The organism is Halorubellus salinus (genome assembly GCF_020567525.1).
Lineage (GTDB): Archaea > Halobacteriota > Halobacteria > Halobacteriales > Natrialbaceae > Halorubellus > Halorubellus salinus.
The window spans coordinates 100,481-117,943 of sequence record NZ_JAJCVI010000004.1 but is presented as its reverse complement, the minus strand read 5'-3'; the positions used below and the strand labels follow the sequence as shown (position 1 = coordinate 117,943).

The 17,463-nt window shown below is 67.1% G+C and carries 16 protein-coding genes and 2 tRNA genes; 10 read left to right on the top strand and 8 right to left on the bottom strand.

The features are described 5' to 3' along the window. Together LI336_RS11805 and LI336_RS11800 are read right to left on the bottom strand one after the other, a co-directional pair. Positions 1-1,566 (bottom strand): DNA-directed RNA polymerase subunit B'', encoded by a 1,566-nt coding sequence (locus tag LI336_RS11805; RefSeq protein ID WP_227133335.1) that lies wholly within the window; start codon positions 1,564-1,566, stop codon positions 1-3. Between the two features lie 4 nt (positions 1,567-1,570). Continuing rightward, positions 1,571-1,798 carry a DNA-directed RNA polymerase subunit H gene (locus LI336_RS11800; RefSeq protein WP_227133789.1) on the bottom strand — a complete coding sequence of 76 codons (228 nt, stop codon included), beginning with the start codon at positions 1,796-1,798 and terminating at the stop codon, positions 1,571-1,573. Positions 1,799-2,062: 264 nt separating this feature from the next. On the opposite strand from LI336_RS11800, the gene LI336_RS11795 reads away from it, so the two are divergent. The 4 genes from LI336_RS11795 (at position 2,063) to LI336_RS11780 (ending at position 3,742) form a co-directional block, all read left to right on the top strand. Next, positions 2,063-2,135: transfer RNA gene (locus LI336_RS11795), tRNA-Asp, on the top strand. A gap of 179 nt (positions 2,136-2,314) precedes the next feature. Continuing rightward, positions 2,315-2,734, top strand: coding sequence for a group I intron-associated PD-(D/E)XK endonuclease (locus LI336_RS11790; protein WP_227133334.1), 420 nt, complete (start codon positions 2,315-2,317; stop codon positions 2,732-2,734). An 83-nt stretch (positions 2,735-2,817) separates the two neighbouring features. Then, a tRNA-Asp gene (locus LI336_RS11785) sits at positions 2,818-2,890 on the top strand. Between the two features lie 402 nt (positions 2,891-3,292). Continuing rightward, a complete protein-coding gene (locus tag LI336_RS11780) occupies positions 3,293-3,742 on the top strand; it encodes an Ig-like domain-containing protein (RefSeq protein WP_227133333.1) in 450 nt (149 codons plus the stop codon). Between the two features lie 34 nt (positions 3,743-3,776). On the opposite strand, the gene LI336_RS11775 is transcribed toward LI336_RS11780, so the two are convergent. From LI336_RS11775 to LI336_RS11760, 4 genes are all read right to left on the bottom strand, one after another. After that, on the bottom strand, positions 3,777-4,511 hold the full coding sequence (locus LI336_RS11775) for a protein-L-isoaspartate O-methyltransferase family protein (RefSeq protein ID WP_227133332.1): 735 nt from the start codon (positions 4,509-4,511) through the stop codon (positions 3,777-3,779). A gap of 24 nt (positions 4,512-4,535) precedes the next feature. Beyond that, the gene (locus LI336_RS11770; RefSeq protein WP_227133331.1) at positions 4,536-5,510 is read right to left on the bottom strand and encodes a class I SAM-dependent methyltransferase; all 975 of its coding nucleotides are present in this window, start codon (positions 5,508-5,510) and stop codon (positions 4,536-4,538) included. Positions 5,511-5,605: 95 nt separating this feature from the next. Beyond that, the gene (gene pcm / locus LI336_RS11765; protein WP_227133330.1) at positions 5,606-6,238 is read right to left on the bottom strand and encodes a protein-L-isoaspartate O-methyltransferase; all 633 of its coding nucleotides are present in this window, start codon (positions 6,236-6,238) and stop codon (positions 5,606-5,608) included. A 69-nt stretch (positions 6,239-6,307) separates the two neighbouring features. Continuing rightward, the gene (locus tag LI336_RS11760; protein WP_227133329.1) at positions 6,308-6,961 is read right to left on the bottom strand and encodes an HVO_0476 family zinc finger protein; all 654 of its coding nucleotides are present in this window, start codon (positions 6,959-6,961) and stop codon (positions 6,308-6,310) included. Positions 6,962-7,074: 113 nt separating this feature from the next. Between LI336_RS11760 and LI336_RS11755 the strand changes: the two genes are divergently transcribed. Next, entirely contained in the window at positions 7,075-7,752 is a 678-nt protein-coding gene (locus LI336_RS11755; protein ID WP_227133328.1) for a DUF5806 family protein, read from the top strand. 578 nt (positions 7,753-8,330) lie between these two features. On the opposite strand, the gene LI336_RS11750 is transcribed toward LI336_RS11755, so the two are convergent. Continuing rightward, positions 8,331-8,855: a DUF7529 family protein gene (locus LI336_RS11750; protein WP_227133327.1), complete on the bottom strand. Its 525-nt coding sequence runs from the start codon at positions 8,853-8,855 to the stop codon at positions 8,331-8,333. Positions 8,856-9,037: 182 nt separating this feature from the next. On the opposite strand from LI336_RS11750, the gene LI336_RS11745 reads away from it, so the two are divergent. The 5 genes from LI336_RS11745 (at position 9,038) to LI336_RS11725 (ending at position 16,007) form a co-directional block, all read left to right on the top strand. Beyond that, positions 9,038-11,599, top strand: coding sequence for an ABC transporter ATP-binding protein (locus tag LI336_RS11745; RefSeq protein ID WP_227133326.1), 2,562 nt, complete (start codon positions 9,038-9,040; stop codon positions 11,597-11,599). Between the two features lie 125 nt (positions 11,600-11,724). Beyond that, positions 11,725-13,404 carry an ABC transporter substrate-binding protein gene (locus tag LI336_RS11740; RefSeq protein ID WP_227133325.1) on the top strand — a complete coding sequence of 560 codons (1,680 nt, stop codon included), beginning with the start codon at positions 11,725-11,727 and terminating at the stop codon, positions 13,402-13,404. A gap of 224 nt (positions 13,405-13,628) precedes the next feature. Continuing rightward, positions 13,629-14,672, top strand: coding sequence for an ABC transporter permease (locus LI336_RS11735; RefSeq protein ID WP_227133324.1), 1,044 nt, complete (start codon positions 13,629-13,631; stop codon positions 14,670-14,672). 1 nt (position 14,673) lies between these two features. Beyond that, the gene (locus LI336_RS11730; protein ID WP_227133323.1) at positions 14,674-15,621 is read left to right on the top strand and encodes an ABC transporter permease; all 948 of its coding nucleotides are present in this window, start codon (positions 14,674-14,676) and stop codon (positions 15,619-15,621) included. Positions 15,622-15,626: 5 nt separating this feature from the next. After that, on the top strand, positions 15,627-16,007 hold the full coding sequence (locus tag LI336_RS11725; protein WP_227133322.1) for a DUF7268 family protein: 381 nt from the start codon (positions 15,627-15,629) through the stop codon (positions 16,005-16,007). Between the two features lie 18 nt (positions 16,008-16,025). On the opposite strand, the gene LI336_RS11720 is transcribed toward LI336_RS11725, so the two are convergent. Further along, on the bottom strand, positions 16,026-17,399 hold the full coding sequence (locus LI336_RS11720; RefSeq protein WP_227133321.1) for a dihydroorotase: 1,374 nt from the start codon (positions 17,397-17,399) through the stop codon (positions 16,026-16,028). Between the last annotated feature and the right edge of the window lie 64 nt (positions 17,400-17,463).

Below are 17,463 nucleotides of genomic sequence, written 5' to 3'. Positions count from 1 at the left end.
TTAGTCGTCAGCGGGCTGATCGTGCCCCTGGCCCTGCAGCCCCGGGATACCCTCCACGCCCATGGAGTCGAGTTGTCGCTTCAAGCCCTGTTCGTCCTCGATGTTCTGTGAGAGCTCCATCGCCTGCGCGAAGTTCTTCACGAGCCCACAGTTCGGTCCCTCCGGCGTCTCCGACGGACAGATGCGACCCCACTGGGTCGCGTGCAGGTCTCGCGCCTCGAAGTGCGGCTGCGAGCGACTGAGCGGACTGCGGAGGCGCCGCAGGTGACTGAGGACGCCCATGAAGTCCGTGCGGTCGACGAGCTGGGAGACCCCAGACCGCCCGCCGACCCAGTTCCCCGTCGCGATCGGGTGCTCGAGGCGCTCCGTCAGCACGTCCGAACGAACGACCGTATTCACGGACAGCTGCCGGTTCCGCATGTTCGCACGCTCCAACTGGTACTTCACGTCACGCGCCAGCTTGTTCAACGCCGTCCGGAACAGGTCCTTCATCAGGTCCCCGCTCACCTTCAGGCGCTTGTTCGCGTAGTGGTCCTTGTCGTCGGACTCGCGGCGACCGAGCGCGAGCTCGAAGCACGCCTCCGCCATCCGACAGAGGTAGTACGCCTTGTTGATGCGCGTCTCCTCCTCCTCGACGCCCTCCTCGTGGAGGTGCGGGAGCAGGTACCGGTCGATGACGTAGTTCGCGCGCTTCAGCTGGTAGTTCTTCCCCTGGCCGCTCGCGACGCGCTTCCCGAGCGCCTCGATGGCCTCCTCCTCGGTCTGCACTTCCGCAGCCTCCAGGTTCTCCAGCATGTACTTCACGACCTCCGGGTCGTCGCTGACCCGATGGACGATCTCCTCGTCGGACTCGAGCCCGAGTGCACGCACGAGCGTCACGAAGTTGATCGACCCCGACACCGACGGGAACGACACCTCGAGCAGCCCATCGCGCGTCCGCTCGGTGAGGACGAGCGCCCGGTAGCCACGACGCTGCGAGAAGGTCTTCGCGACCTGGATCTCGTCGCCGTACTTCGTGTCGTACTCCGCGAGAATCTTGTTCGGCGCCAGGTCCTCGCTCGTCATCAGCACGCGCTCGCTGCCGTTCACGATGAAGTACCCACCAGGGTCGGCGGGGTCCTCGCCGATCTCGATGAGCTCCTCGTCGCTGAACCCAGCGATGTTACACTTGTCGGAACCGACCATGATCGGCATCCGACCGACCTTCGTCTCCGTCTTGTCGACGACGCGCTCCTCGCCCTCCTCGCCCTTCACGATGGACATCTCCATGAACACGGGCGCGGAGTACGTGATGTTCCGAAGGCGTGCCTCCTGCGGATACAAGAGCTCCTCCGAACCGTCCGCCTCGCGTACACGCGGCGTGACGACGCGAACGTCACTCAACTCGACGAACACCGGCTCCTCACCCTCCTTGTCACCGATGTCCGTCTCGATCGTCTCCTTCTCGTCGACGACCTGCTGCATCCCCCGGTTCAGGAACGAATTGAACGACCGGAAGTGATGTTCAGCGAGGCGATCCTTCCCGAAATACTCCTTCGAGATAACGCGTCTATTTTCTCTATCCATTATTTTACTCTACAACAAGTCGGTACACGACGGCCGTGTCTGTTGTTCGCGAATCTCGAACGATCTTGACGACGTCACCGACGCTCGCCTCGTCCGGTAGCGCCGGGTCCTTCCGCTTGATCTTCGGTAAGTCGGTACGGTCGATATCGTACTCTTCGAGCACTTCCTCGAGTTCGTCCTCTTCGAGGAGCGTGTGCTCTGGCACGAGTTCGTGTTGGCTTACATTTACCATGAGTGTGTCTGGCGGGCGGGAGAAACTGCTGTCACGAGATACTACAGGCTCATACAGACGGGAGGCATTTAACACTTGCCAAGTACGCGCGCGGCATTGCCACTCTCGCGACCCGCCGGGAGGCAGAGGGCGGCAACGGCGGGCCACCGACCTTACCCTACCTAAGAACGCTACCGATATAAAGCGTTTGTGCCACGATGAACACACCCACACTCGTCCCGAGTAGAAAGCCTTAATCGTCTAACCGCGATACGTGAGAGTGCAGCCCGGGTGGTGTAGTGGCCCATCATACGACCCTGTCACGGTCGTGACGCGGGTTCAAATCCCGCCTCGGGCGCTTCTTCGAACGCTAACCCCTGAGCGATGCCCGTTCTCTGCGCGGACAGCTCCCGCTCGATGGGACGACGAACGGGGTTCGGCTTCTACGGGTGGTTCGTTCGTAGAGGCACGACGCTGCCCTGAACAGGAAGGCGAATGGGGCGATGGTTTTCAGAACATGACGCGACGAGCGAGTGTATGAATCCGTCACGTCGTGGTGATATCTCCGAATCGATTGTACTGAGCGCGTTGATGCGATGTGGACTGACGGTCTCGATACCGTTCGGTGACAGTGATCGATACGATCTCGTCGTGGACGAAGATGGCGAGTTGTTCCGCGTGCAGTGCAAGACGGGGAGCTGGGTGAACGGAACGGTTCGGTTCAAGTTGTACAGTTCGACGGTCGACGAAGAGGGGCGAGTCGATCAGTCCTACGAGCCCGGGGAGGTTGACGCGTTCGCGGTGTACGCCCCGCAGACGGACGAGGTGTATTGGGTTCCGATGTCGGTTACTGGGACTGGAGAGATGCGGTTGCGCGTCGAGGATCCCTCTGCTGGTGCACCACGGTCGCGTATCAACTGGGCTGACGAGTTCCGGCTCACGGACCGGTTCAGTTGAGGAGAATCGAGTGTGGGAGCGGTCACCGCCCCAATGCCACATCGACACGCATTAATAACCCCGCGCGAAAGTGAGTGGTGTAGGCCCGGGTGGTGTAGTGGCCCATCATACGACCCTGTCACGGTCGTGACGCGGGTTCAAATCCCGCCTCGGGCGCTTTCTACTTTCAGCAACGAACGAGGAGGTCGTTCGTCGCTCCTACCTGCGTTCGGTGGGCGTGTTCGTGGGAGAGGTGTCGTGTTCGGTGAGCGATGGCGTTGGGTGTGAGTCGCGCTGTGGGTGTCTCTGTGGGGCGTGGGCCTGAAAGGAAGGTGTCAGAGGCGGTGGCGTTGGGGTACTTCCATCACCAGGGTGCCACCGTTGGGGGGATCGTCGACAGGCGTCTCCATGGTGGATGACAGGCAGTCCCGTCGACGGATTTGTCTTCTGGTGGGATGGTATTAGTGTTCCCGGAGACTCAAGTGGTCGTTTGATACTCCGTGAAGTGGGCGGTTGGCGCTTGGTCGTGGGGGTTGTTGGTGCGTGGGTTCTTGTGGGAGGGGGCGGCGAGGGTGGGGTATGCGTCTGGCTGTGTTCGGTCGTGATGGTCGTGCTATCGAGGGGTTACCGGTTCGGCTCGTGATCGCGCTCGTGGTGGGTGTGGCGAGTCTGTCGGTGATGATGAACATGCTCGCTGGTGTGGGTGGGTTGGCGGTGCACGAGGTGGATGCACGACCGACGCCGGCGGTGGTGGCGGAGGGCGAGTCGTCGGTGACGGTGCGGGTGGTGGACGATGCGGGGGAGCCGGTGGAGAACGCGACGGTGGTGTTGACGTCGGGGTCGGCGGACCTGGATGGGGTGGTGACGGGGCGGACGGGCGAGGATGGGCGGGCGTCGGTGTCAGTGTCGACGTCGTTGGCTGCGAATCGCGACCAGGGGACGGTCGAGGTGGTGGTGAAGCCGCCGGCGAGCGGTGGGTTCGTCGACGATCGGGAGAACGAGATGCTGTTGGTGGTCGATGACGACTAGGTGCGGGTCGGTGTCTGTGGGGTGCGCGGGGCGGTCAGTCCCACTCAATCCAGTCTTGCTCCCAGCCGGTCTGTGATTGGGCGGCGCGGGCGGCGCGTTCGGCGTCTTCGCGGGCGGTGCGGTTGCGTTCGATGGCGCCGGCTTGTTCGCCGTCGGCGAGGAGTGGGTGGAAGGCGACGGGGCCGTGCGTGGTTTCGGTGCCGTCGGCGGCGACGGCGGTGAGGGTCTGTCGGGGGCCGTGGCCGCGTGGGAGGACGAGTCGACCGTCGGGTACGAGTTGGTCGTGGAGTGCGCGTGGTGGGTCGACGGCGGCGGCTTCGACGAGGATGCGGTCGTAGGGGGCGTACTCGGGGAGGCCGCGGGCGCCGTCGCGGCAGTCGACGAGGACTTCGGGGTAGCCGGCGTCGGCGAGGTTCCGTCGGGCGTCGTGGACGATCGGGCGGGTGATGTCGACGGCGTGGACGTTCCGACTGCCGACGATCTCGGCGAGGACGGCGGCGGTGTAGCCGACGCCGGCGCCGACGACGAGGACGTCGTCGCCGGGGGTTGGTTCGAGTACTTCGAGGAGGCGGCCGGCGGTGCTGGGGGCGAGGACACGCGTGCCGCGGTGTTCGAGGGATTGGTCGGCGTACGCGCGGCGTTCGTCGTCGACGAACGCTTCGCGGGGGACGGTTCGCATGGCGAGGCCGACGCTGTCGGTGTCGACGACGCTCTTGGCGTCGTGTTCGAGGCTGTCGACCATGTCCTCTCGCAGCGCCGCGGGCTCCATACTCGGAGGTTCGGGTGCGAGGGATTAAGTGCTTCGTGGGGTTGCGGCGACGGCGTGGGCGTCGAGTCCGGGGATGGCGTGGACGTCGACGCGCTGGAAGCCGGCGGTCTCGAGCGTGGTTCGGAGGGCGTCTTCGGTGCGGTGGTCGCCGGGGTGGCCGGTTGCGAGGGCGTCGAGGCGGTGCGTGGGCGTGCGTGGGGAGTGGTCCTGGAGGTGTTCGACGAGGACGAGTGCGCGCTCGGGTGCGTGGGGTGGGTGTTCGGTTCCGGCGGTGTGCACGAGTGCGTCGTGGGCGGTGCCTGCGAAGTCCTCGAGGGCGGGGTCGTCGAGGCGTGGTGTGAGGTCGGTGGCGAAGACGAGGTCGGTCGCGGGGAGGGTGTCGGTGAGTGCACCGGGGTCGAGTTCGACGTCGCGTGGCGCGAGGAGTGGGCGTGCGGCGTCGATGCGGGCTGGGACGTCCCGGAGCGTGACGTCGTGGCCGCGGGCGGCGAACTCGGTGGCGTGCTGTCCGGGGCTGCCGCCGACGTCGACGACGGTCGCGGCCGTGGGTGCGGTTCGTTGCGCGGCGCTGACGGCGGCGCTGACGGCCGCGTCGGGGGTGGCCTGGTGGGCGCCGAGGCGGTTGCGTTCGTGGTCGTCGCTACGTGCGTCCCGGGCGGCGGCGACGGGGTCGTCGTCGGTGAGGGTCTCGGGAAGGGCGGCGTACGCGTCGAACACGTCGATCTCGCGTGGCGTGGGGCCGATGGAGCGGAGGTCGGTCTTCGTGAGGAGGCCGAGCGCGCGGTTCGTCGGTTCGTACGCGCCGTCGACGGCGTCGAAGAACCCGCGGTCTGCGAGGACGTCGACGAGGACGCTGGCAGCGCGAGCGTCGAGGTCGGTGCGGGCAGCGACGTCGCTCGGCGTGTCGGCGTCGTCGAGGAGCGCGTCGAGTGCACCGGTCTCGCGTGCGGCGCGGAGCGTGGCGACGGTCGCGAGTGCGTCGCGTGCGTCGTCGTTCATACGACGCCGGTCGGTCGCGTGCGCCGTAAGTCCGCCGCTCGCGGGTGTCCGCGGCGGCGGCTGGCGGTCAGTCGCTGGCGGTCAGTCGCTGGCGGTCAGTCCCGCATGGTGACGAACCGGACGCCGCCGCGGTCCTCGCGGTCGAGGCCGCCGTCGCGTTTCTCGGCGTACACGAGTCGCTGTCGGCCGTCGCCGATGGGGGCGAGGAGCCGGCCGCCGTCGCGGACCTGCGCGACGACCGCGTCGGGGAGGTCGCTCGCGGCGCACGTCAGGTACGCGGCGTCGTACGGCGCGTGCTCGGGCCAGCCGTCGCGACCGTCGCCGACGCGGACGTCGACGTCGCCGTACCCGAGTTCGGCGAGCGTCTCGCGAGCCGTTTCGGCGAGGTGGTCGCTGTACTCGACGCTGTAGACGTTCGCGGCGCCGACGACCTCGGCGGTGACGGCGGCGTGATACCCGCAGCCGGTCCCGACCTCGAGCACTCGCTCCCCGGGGTCGAGCGCGAGCGCGTCGGTCATGATGGCGACCATGTGCGGCGCGCTGATCGTCTGTCCGTCCGCGATCTGGAGCGGGCGGTCCTCGTAGGTCGCCGAGCGGTCGCCGTCGCGGACGAACGCCTCGCGGGGGACGGCACACATCGCGTCGAGCGTCGACTGCCGCGTGACGTCGCGGCGGTCGGCGAGCCGGTCGACGAGGGCGTCGCGCCGCTCGGCGAAGTTGAGCGTCACGGTCTAGGCGTTGGTTCGCGTCGAGAAGAAAGTTCGCGTCGGGGCGACGTCGAGCGCGCTTCGCTCCGGTTACCAGGCGGACCAGGCGGTGGTGTTCTCGTCCCAGGCGTACACGCGCTTGACGTCCTTCGCGACGACGCTGTCGCCCTCGTGGTCGAGGCTGTCGCGGTCGTAGCCGACGGCGTCCTCGCGGACGTTCAGGCCCTTGATCGTGAACTCGTCCTCGCCGAAGGACTCGGTCTCGCCGATGGTGAACTCGAAGTCGCCGGGGACGTACACCTTGATGGAGCGCGAGTCGTCGTGCGTGCCGTCGCGCGGGTGGACGGTGACGTTCACGGGGACGTTGTCGACCTCGCGCGTCCAGATGGTCTCGACGTCCTCGGCGGTCGCGACCTGACGGCGCTTCTGTTCGTCGAGTTCGAGGCTCGTGATGCGGACGGTCATGAGGGCTTCGGGCGTGTCGAGCACGAACTCCTCGCCGACCGCGAGCTCCTCTTCGGCGGGGACGTCGGCGCTGGAGCTGAAGGATTCGCCGTCCTGGCTGACGATGACGTCGATGTCGATCGTGGTCTCTTCCTCGATGCGGGTCTTGTGCGTGTGGTCGCACTCGGTGCAGCGGACGGTGTACTGGGCGCCTGTCGCGGTGAGAACTTCGTGGACCGTCTGCGTCGCTGGTGCGCACGAAGGGCACGCGAGGGCGACGCGCTCGGCGGTATCGCTCATATCCGGGATACCGCGTCCAGCCCTAAAAGCCGTCCGAGTTGCGTTCGCGCGGGGTTCGGGCGCGTCTCGGTGGGGGCGAACGCTTTTTGGCGTGGGCCGGGCAACGGCCGGGTATGACCGAGAACCCGCCGGCGACGGCGGACGACGACGATGGGCGTGAACCGGTGGCTGCGAGCAGCGACGGCGAGCCTGCGGGCGACAGCGAACACTCGGGTGACAGCGGGCCTGCGGGTGGTACCGAGCAGTCGGGTGGCGACGGGCCGTCGCCGGGTGTGCCGGACGAGTCGAACCTGCCGAGCGACGACGAGGTGCCGGCTGACGTCCAGAAGTACGAGCGGTTCACGAAGATGGACGGCGCGCAGTACGAGCGCGTGAACGACTTCATCCGGGAGCGCACGTACGTGACCGCTCGGGAGTGGGCGATAGCGCGGTTGTGCGCGGACTTCCGGACGGAGACGGGCGTGGAGATGACGAAGATCGGGGAGAACCTCCCGGAGCTGGTGCCGTTCATGACGGACACGTACACGCCGCAGGCGGTGAACCAGGCGCGGTCGTCGTTCGAGGACAAGGTCCGGAAGGCGGGGGCGACGTTCCTCTACGGGGCGATGTGTGATTTCTTCACGGCGGAGGAGCTGGACGACGTGATGTACGAGTCGACGGAGGTCGCGAAGTTCCTGCTGGAGGTCGAGGGCGTCGACCTCTCCGTCGAGGAGGAGCTGAACGCCGAGGAACGCATCTCGTCGGTGATGCGCGAGGTTCGGCAGGCGAGCGAGGAGTTACGCGACGAGTAGTCGTCGGTTACGTCGGTTGCTGTGGCTTCGGCTGCGAGTAAGCTTCTTCTTCGTCGAGGTCGGGAATCGGGAGAGAGCGTAATGGTGTGGTGCGCCGCAATCGGCCTCCACCCCCGTGATGGCCGACAGGACCGTCCACCGCGATACGTGCGTGGAATCGAGCCGCCCGTTGTGTCGGGTTGGCCTGCCTCTGCGTTCGCGGCCGACGCGTCGTCGGCGGTGAACGCTATCCTACCGTGTGGGAGGGTCGTAGATAAAGGGGGAGAACCGTTCGAGGCGTTTTCGGTTGGTATAGCGCTTCTTGCCCGGTTTCAAGCGGAGTTCGCTGGTTCTCAGTGGCCGGTTGAACGACGGGTGAAAGCGGGTCGTCGTCCCGTCCGGGCGCGAACCGGTCGAAACCGGTTTCGTCTTGCGATTCAAGGCCCGGTTGAGGCGCTTCTGGCGGGGGTATCTCCACCCCGAAACGCGGATGCCGTCACTCCGGCAACCAATGTCCGACAGTAGTTGGAAATATGACTACTTTGCGTGGTGACTCGGGGTTCGAACGTGCCACGGAGCTCGCGCGCTGGGACGCGAGTTCACTCCTTGGCGGGCGGGAAGAACAGCGACGGGTCGTCGTGCGTGAACGTCGCGACGTGCTCCGAGGAGAGGTCGCGGACGTGCGTCCGCATCTCGCCCTCGCGAGTCGCTCGCTCGACCATGTCCTGGGCGACCTCGTCGTCGCTGTCGTAGAACGCCGGTGCGATCACGGCGATGCCGCGGTCGGTATCCTCGACGACGATGACGAGGAACACGATACCGGTCTCGACCGCGCGGAACACCGAGCACGCGTCGAACGCGGCGTCGTCGGCCGTCACGAGCTCGGAGAGCTCACGCGCGAGTTCGCCGGGGACGACGAGGTCCAGGCCGAAGCGGTCGACGGTCGCGTGCTGCCCGGACGTCGGCGCGATGTCGCCGGGGAACACCTCGACGACGTCCCACCCCTCTTCGCGGTACTCTTCGACCGTCGCCTCCATGTCCGCGACGACCGCGTCCCAGTGGTCGAGGACGCCCTCGGGCGGCAGGTGCTCTTCCGGGTCGACGTCGACGTGGTCCTCGTTCATGCTCGACTCCGCGTGACCGCGCTCCAAGAGGGTTTTGGAAGCGAGCGCGTGCCCGACGGGCGGAACCACCAGTCTCCGCTCGTCGGCGCGACGAACGCATCTTCGACCCGACGAGGTTCGCGTGGACGCGACGGGGTTCGTGTGGAAACGTTTTTCACGGGTGGCCGAGCCACGTGCGGATAGTGACTGATCTACTCTCCATCTCCGGCCTGCACACCCGGTTCGATACCGAGCGAGGGACCGTTCGCGCGGTCGAGGACTTCGACCTGACCATCCCGGAAGGGAAGACCGTCGGGCTCGTCGGCGAGTCCGGGTCCGGGAAGTCCGTGACGGCGTTGTCGGCGATGGGGCTCGTCGACGACCCCGGCTACGTCGCCGAGGGAAGCGTCGAGTTCCAGGACCGCGACCTCGCTGAACGGTTCGCGAACGAGTACCCGAAGCAGGCGCCGAACTTCGTCGACGAGAGTCGAGGCGTCGTCGACCTGACGCAGGCGCCCGAACCGGCGATGCGGTCGGTGCGCGGCGGCGAGATGAGCATGATCTTCCAGGACCCGATGACGTCGCTGAACCCGGCGGTCACGGTCGGCGAGCAGGTCGCGGAGAGCCTGCGCCTCCATCGGTACGGCGACCGCTCTCCGGACACGTGGTGGAACGCGGTCCGAGAGATCCTCCCGCAGTTCAGCGGAGATGCGATGCGCGAGGAGGTCCTCGAGGACACCGTCGACATCCTCGAGGAGGTCGGCATCCCGGAGCCCACCGCCAGGCTCGACGAGTACCCCCACGAGTTCTCCGGGGGGATGCGTCAGCGCGTCCTCATCGCCATCGCGCTCGCGTGCCAGCCCCAGTTGCTCATCGCGGACGAGCCGACGACCGCGCTCGACGTCACCATCCAGGCGCAGATCCTCGACCTCATCAACGAACTGCAGGACGAGCGCGGGATGAGCGTCCTGTTCATCACGCACGACCTCGGCGTCGTCGCGGAGACGTGCGACCGCGTCGCGGTGATGTACGCGGGGAACGTCGTCGAGGAGGGGCCCGTGGAGGAGATCTTCGCGAACCCGTCGCATCCGTACACGTACGCGCTCCTCGAGTCGATTCCCCGGGAGGACAAGGAGCGGTTGACGCCTATCGAGGGGAACGTCCCGGACCTCATCGACATGGACGAGGGGTGTCACTTCGCGGACCGGTGTCCGTGGGCGCACGAGGCGTGCGTCGGCGAGGAGATCCCCTACAAGCAGCACGGCGGCGTGGGCGTCGACCACGTCTCGAAGTGCGTGCTCGACGAGTTCGACGAGGGCGAGTACGCGAGCGGCCAGGAGGGCATCCGGTCGGACGACGAGACCGCGATCGGCGAGCCGCTCGTCGAGGTGCGGGACCTCAAGAAGCACTTCTCGCGGGCTGACGACCTCCTCGACAAGTGGTTGTCGCGGGAGCCCCAGAGCGTGAAGGCGGTCGACGGCGTGAGTTTCGACATCCGCGAGGGCGAGACGCTCGGGCTCGTCGGCGAGTCCGGCTGTGGGAAGTCGACGACCGGCGAGACCGTCCTCCGGTTGCTCGAACCGACCGACGGGAGCGTGGTGTTCGCTGGCGAGGACCTCGCGGACCTGTCCGGGCAGGACTTGCGCGCGAAGCGCCGGGACATGCAGATGATCTTCCAGGACCCGCTGTCGAGCCTGGATCCGCGGATGACCGTCGGGCAGATTCTCATGGAGCCCCTGAAAATCCACGACTTGCCCGAGGAGCGACCGCCGGAGGGGCAGAGTCGACGCGAACAGCAGCGCCAGCGCGTGCTGGAGCTCATCGACGAGGTCGGACTGTCGCGCGACCAGGTCGACCGGTACCCCCACGAGATGTCCGGCGGGCAGCGCCAGCGCGTCGGCATCGCGCGAGCGCTCGCGGTCGACCCGGACTTCATCGTCTGCGACGAGCCCGTGAGTGCGCTGGACGTGTCCGTGCAGGCACAGATCCTGAACCTCCTGGAGGACCTCCAGGAGGAGTTCGGGTTGACGTTCCTGTTCATCGCGCACGACCTCAGTGTGGTCCGGCACGTCTCCGACCGCGTCGCGGTGATGTACCTGGGCGAGGTCGTGGAGGTCGCGGACACGCAGTCGCTGTTCGCGGACCCGAAGCATCCGTACACGCAGGCGTTGCTGTCGTCGATTCCGGTTCCCGACCCGACCGTGAACACGGACGACCGCGTCATCCTCGAAGGGGACGTACCGAGTCCGATCGACCCGCCGTCGGGCTGTCACTTCCGGACGCGTTGCCCGCAGGTCATCCCGCCCGAGCACGTCGACCTCCCCCAGGAGGCCTACCGGGAGGTGATGAGCGTCCGGCAGCGCATCGAGGACGAGTCCATCGACCTGGCGTTGGCGTGGGACATGGCGGCGGAGGAGTCCCAGGTGACGGCGACGGACGGCGGAACGGCCGTCGACGGCAGTGGGAGTATGCCAGCCTCCGTGGACGCGTTCGTTGACGTGCTGTGGCGCGAGTTGTTCGAGGACCCGTCGGTCGTCGGCGGGAAGTCCCGCGCGTTGCTCGACGAGGCGTTCGAGCAGTTGGCGCGGGACGACTGGGAGGGTGCGGCGGCGACGCTCGCGGATCACTTCGAGAGCGTCTGCGAGACGCGTAGCCCGGTCCTCCAGGACGACGAGCATCCGGCGGCGTGTCACCTCTACGAGCAGCCGGCGAACGCGGTCTCTGGAGCGGCGGACGTGTCGTCGGTCGACGGCGACGGCACGTAGAGTACGGTCATCCTAAATTTATATACTGCCCGTAATCCGTAAGCGGCAGCTTTCGCTATCAGGCTCCCAGGTCGCGCGACGGGGTATCACGTATGTTTATATAGATGGCCTTGGTGGCGTTGGGTATGGCAGATGGTGACAACGGTATGGAGAGACGTGACTTCCTGAAGACAGCCGGTGCGGCAACCGCGGCGGCGACGACCACCGCGACCGCTGGCTGTATCTCGAGTCTGACCGGCGGCGGCGGTGGCTCGCTCGTGTACGCACGCGGCGACCACCCCGAGAACTACGACCCCCAGCAGACCACGAGCGGGGAGGTCGCGAAGGTCACGAACCAGATCTTCGACCAGCTCATCCAGTTCCAGCCCGGGAGCGGCGGAGCCCTGAGCGACGGGCTCGCGAAGAGCGACGGCTGGAGTCTCAGCGGGACCACCGCGACGCTCGAACTGAAGGAGGACGTCACGTTCCACGACGGCAGCGACTTCACCGCCGCGGACGTGAAGGCGACCATCCGACGGTTCACGGACGAGAACTACGAGTACTACCTCGGCACGGAGAACGCCTCCGGGTACGCCGGGTTCACGTTCGGGAACTGGGTCGACAGCATCGACGCCTCCTCGGAGTACACCGTCGAGTTCACGCTCACGCAGAAGTACGCGCCGTTCCTCCGTAACCTCGCGATGTTCGCCGCGGCGATCCTCTCCCAGGACCAGATCACTGGCCTGGACGACCAGACCGAGCTCGGCACCAACCCCATCGGGACGGGGCCGTTCTCGTTCGACGAGCTCGACAACTCGAACCAGCGCGTTCGCCTGGCCGCGAACAACGACTACTTCGGCGACGGCCCGAACGTCGGCGAGGTCATCTTCAAGACCATCGGGCAGAACTCCTCGCGTGCGCAGGACGTCGTGAACGGCGACTCGCACATCACGGACAACCTGGGCGCGGAGTCCTCGACGACCATCGAGGAGGCTGACACCGCCCAGATCAAGTCCAAGCCCGGCATCAACACGGGGTACATGGCGTTCAACATGGCGCGCAAGGAGGCGTTCCGCGACCGCCGCGTCCGCCGCGCCATCAGTCTCGCGGTGAACACGGAAGCGATCGTGAACGACATCTACCAGGGCTTCGCGGTCCAGACGGGTCAGCCGCTCCCGGAGGGCGTCATGGGGCGGAACCCGAACGTCGAGCCGTACCCGACGGACAAGGAGCAGGCGGAGTCGCTGCTCGAGGAAGCCGATGCGACGGACATCGAGTTCGAGCTCGCGACGTTCAGTAACCCGCGTGGGTACAACCCGAGCCCGATCCAGACGGCGAACCAGGTGAAGTCCGACCTCGAAGAGATCGGGCTGTCGGTGAACATCAACCAGTTCTCGACGTTCTCCTCGTACCTCGATTACACGTCCGCGGGGAACCACGACGCGTGTTTCCTCGGCTGGTACACCGACAACGCGGACCCGGACAACTTCCTGTACGTCCTCCTCGACCCGAAGGTCGACATGGACGCCGTTCCGGACGGCCAGGACTGGGTGAGCTTCGACACGGAAGGCTACAGCACCCTGAACGTCGGTGGCTGGGCGAACACGGAGTACATGCAGCTGGTGCGTGACGGTCAGTCGACGTACGACGAGGCGACGCGCAAGCAGAAGTACCAGGAGGCGAGCAAGCTCGCGCACGACGAGGCGCCGTGGATCTTCGTGGATCACGCGAAGACGATCCGCGCGATCAACGAGGCGGTCGTCTCGGACTCGTTCACCGTGAGTTCCGTCGGCGGTCCGTACCTGGAGCTCGTCGAGCTACAGTAAGCCGGTCGTCGCACCGGCCGTCGGCCGCTATCGTCGTTGTCGCGGTCGGCAGTGGTTCGTTCGGGTCCGAGGACGGCGTTCGAGTGGACCCGCGTCGTTCGAGTCAACGCTCGGAGTGTTTTCGGAGTGGATGGCGGTTGGAAGAATCGGATGACGGCGTCGACTCTCGGGTGTCGATGGCAAGTGTTTTATTGAGAGGGTCTGTGTGACGAAGCAACACAGGAATGGTCTCGAAGCGATTCATCGCGAAGCGACTGCTGTTGCTCGTGCCGGTGCTGTTCGGCGTGTCGACGTTCGTGTTCGCCATCCTCCATCTCTCGGGTGGTGATCCGGCACGCATCATCGCCGGCCAGCGCGCGTCCGAGGAGGTCGTCCGACAGGTCCGCCAGGACCTCGGGCTGAACGACCCGATACTCGTCCAGTACGGACGATTCCTCGTCGACGTCGTCCAGTTCGACTTCGGGAACTCGTATCAGGTCTCGAAGGGGAACCCGGTCCGGCAGGTGCTCATCGCTCGCCTCCCCGTCACCATCGAGCTCGCGCTCTACGGGCAGTTCATCGGGCTGGCACTCGGCCTCCCGCTCGGGATTCTCTCGGCGATCAAGCAGGACTCGCTGCTCGACCACACGACGCGTATCGGCGCACTCGCCGGTATCTCCGTGCCCATCTACTGGTCGGGGCCGCTCCTCATCCTGTTCTTCTCGGGCTACCTCGGTATCTTCCCGGCCGCGGGCCGCATCGGGTCGACGATCTTCCTCGATAACTCCTGGACGCTCCTCGGGATGGAGTTGCCGTTGACGGGGATGGTCACCATCGACACCCTCCTCCTCGGTCGACCGGTCGCGTGGCTGTCCGCGGTCTCGCACCTGTTCCTGCCCGCGATCACGATCGGCGTGTACTCGATGGCGCTCGTCTCGCGGATGATGCGGTCGTCGATGCTCGAGGTCATCAGGCAGGACTACATGCGGACCGCTCGCGCGAAAGGCCAGGGTGCGAAGATAACGGTGATGAAGCACGGGTTCCGGAACGCGATGATCCCCGTCATCACGGTCGTCGGCATCCAGTTCGGGACGCTCCTGGGTGGCGCGGTCCTCACCGAGACCGTGTTCGGTATCGGCGGTATCGGGACGCTCATCGTGAGCGCCATCAACGCGACGGACTACCCGGTCGTCCAGGGTGCGGTCCTGACGTTCGCGCTGTTGTTCACGCTCGTGAACCTCGGCGTCGACATCACGTACAGCTACCTCGACCCCAGAATCCAACAGTAACATGAGTACCGAAACCACCGACGTCGGCGCGGAACGCGAGGAACGCGGTCGCCTCCAGCGTATCCTGAGTTCGCCGTTCCTCAGCGACTTGCTCTCGAATCGCCTCGCTCTCATCGGGATCGGCATCATCCTCTCGATGCTGCTGATAGCGGTCTACGCGAGGGTGTTCTACGACCTCGGCGCGCTCGAGTCCTCGCGGCTCGGCGGGTCGTTCCCGGACCGGGCGGCGCCCGGGTGGGCTGGCGGGCCCGCCGCGGCGAACGAGTTGTTGTTCGGGACGGACCAGGCGGCGCGAGACATCTTCCGGCGGACGATGTACGGCGCGTGGATTGCGCTGAAGTTCGGGACCATCACGGTCGGCATCTCGACGGTCCTGGGCGTGACCCTCGGTATCCTCGCGGCGTACTACGGGGACGTGACGGACAACGTCATCATGCGGACGATGGACGTCCTGCTGGCGTTCCCGTCGCTCCTGCTCGCGCTCGCGCTCGTCGCGATCTTCGGCGCGGGGCTCTGGAAGGCGGTGATCGCGTTGACGCTCGTGTACACGCCACGGTTCGCGCGCGTCGTCCGTGGAGCGGCGCTGAAGGTCCTGGAGGACGAGTACATCGACGCGACCGAGGCGCTGGGCGCGAAGGACCCGCGCATCCTGTTCCGGCACATCATGCCGAACACGCTCGCGCCGATCACGGTCCAGTCGACGCTGAACTTCGGGCTCGCCATCATCGACATCGCCGCACTGTCGTTCCTGGGCTTCGGTGCGCCGCCGGGGTCGCCGTCGTGGGGAAAGATGCTCGCGAACGGCGTCGAGTTCGGCCTGCAGTCCGGGCGCTGGTGGATGTCGTTCTTCCCAGGGCTCTTCCTCGCCCTGACGGTGCTCGGGTTCAACCTGCTCGGTGACGGGATGCGTGACGCTCTGGACCCGCGGATGCAGGACGCGGTCGACTGATCGCGATGGACGCGGAGGCGACGGTGGGCGAGCGCGTTCGAGCGTACGCGTGGCCGCGCGCGAAGCTCGTCGGTGGTGCGGTCGCGGTTGGCGCGGTCGTCGGCGCGGCGTTGCTCGCTGCGCTCGTCGTCGCCGGCGGGTGGGCGGTCGTCGGCGCCGCCCAGTTCGCGTTCGCGCTCGGCACGCTCGCGTTCGGCCTCGGACTCCTGGGGTGGTCGGGGTCGGCGATGGCTGGGCGTGGCTTCGAGAACATGCAGGAGCACCTGGATACGAACACGGACTGGACGGAGGCGGACTCGCGGCGTGCGATGGCGCGCGTCGGCGGGTTCGGCGGTGGCGCGATGCTCGCGACAGGCGTCGTGGAGTTCGTCGCGCTCGGCGTCTGAGCGCGGTCGCGTCGCGGCTTATTCTCTGACGTTCTCGCCGATAGCGCCCGCCGGGAAGGCGTCGTCGGCGTCGGGGCCGCCGGTGTCGCGGCCCGCGTCGTACGCCAGGTCGCCGCGGAGGTAGACGCGCTCGGGGAACACGCCCTGCCAGCCCTCGAACGGCGTCCACCCGCACTTCGAGTGCAGGGCGTCGCCGTCGATGGTGGTGGGGTCGTCGAGGTCGACGAGGACGAGGTCGGCGTCCATCCCTTCGGCGACGGCGCCCTTGGTGGGGAGGTCGAAGACGTCGGCGGGGTTCGTCGCGACGAGGTCGCGGACGCGCTCCAGGTCGAGGCGGCCGGCGCGGGCTTCCTCGAGGAGGAGCGGGAGCATCGTCTCGACGCCGGGGACGCCACTCGGGGCGTCCGTGAGCGTCGCTTCCTTCTCGTCGACGGTGTGAGGTGCGTGGTCGGTCGCGACGACGTCGACGGTGCCGTCGGCGACGCGCTCGTAGACGTCCTCGCGACGCGCCTCGCTCCGCAGCGGCGGGTTCATGCGACCGTACGTCCCGAGCGGGTCGCCGGGCTGGCGGTCCTCGGGTCGGTCGGGGGCGTCGTCGCCGGTGAGGTCCGCCCTGGAGAGCAGGAGATGGTGCGGGGAGACCTCGCAGGTCGCACCGGCGTCGCTCGCGGCGTCGACGCCCTCGGGCGTCGAGGTGTGCGCGATGTGGAGCGCGGCGTCGGCGTCCGCGGCGACGTCGCACGCGCGCTCGACCGCCGCAGCCTCGGCGTCGGCGGTCCGGTACGCGCTCCAGGCGTCCGCGTTCGCGTCCCGCCCCACGCCGTCGCCGGCGTCGTCGAGCGCGGCCTCGTCGAACAGCGTCGCGTCCTCCGCGTGCACCGTCACCGTGACGTCCGCGTCCCCGGCCTTCGCGACCGCGTCCGCGAACAGCTCGGCGTCGATACCCATGTTGCCCGTGGAGTCCGCGAGGAACACCTCGCCGAGCGCGAACACGGCCCGGTCGAGGAGGCTCTCGGGGTCCCAGTCCGCGGTCACGCCACCGTTGATACCCCAGTCGACGTGGCTGGCGTCGGCGAACGCGGCCTTCTCGTCGAACGCCTCGCCTGTCGTGGTGGGTGGGCTCGTGTTCGGCTGGTCGACGACGGTCGTGACGCCCCCGGCGACCGCCGACCGCGACCCGGTCTCCCACGTCTCCTTGTGGCCGTACCCCGGCTGTCGGAAGTGCACGTGCGCGTCGATGGCGCCCGGGAGCAGGTGCTTGCCCGACGCGTCCACGGCCGTCTCGTCGGCAGCAGTCGACGCGCCCAGGTCCCCGACCGCCGTTATCGTGCCGTCCTCGACGCGGACGTCCACCGTCTCGCCGTCCGCGAGCGTCGCGTTCCGGAAGAGCATACGCGACGCGTCACCGGCGAGCGCCCTGAACCCTCCGGTCCGCGAGCGCCGACGCGTCGTCGGC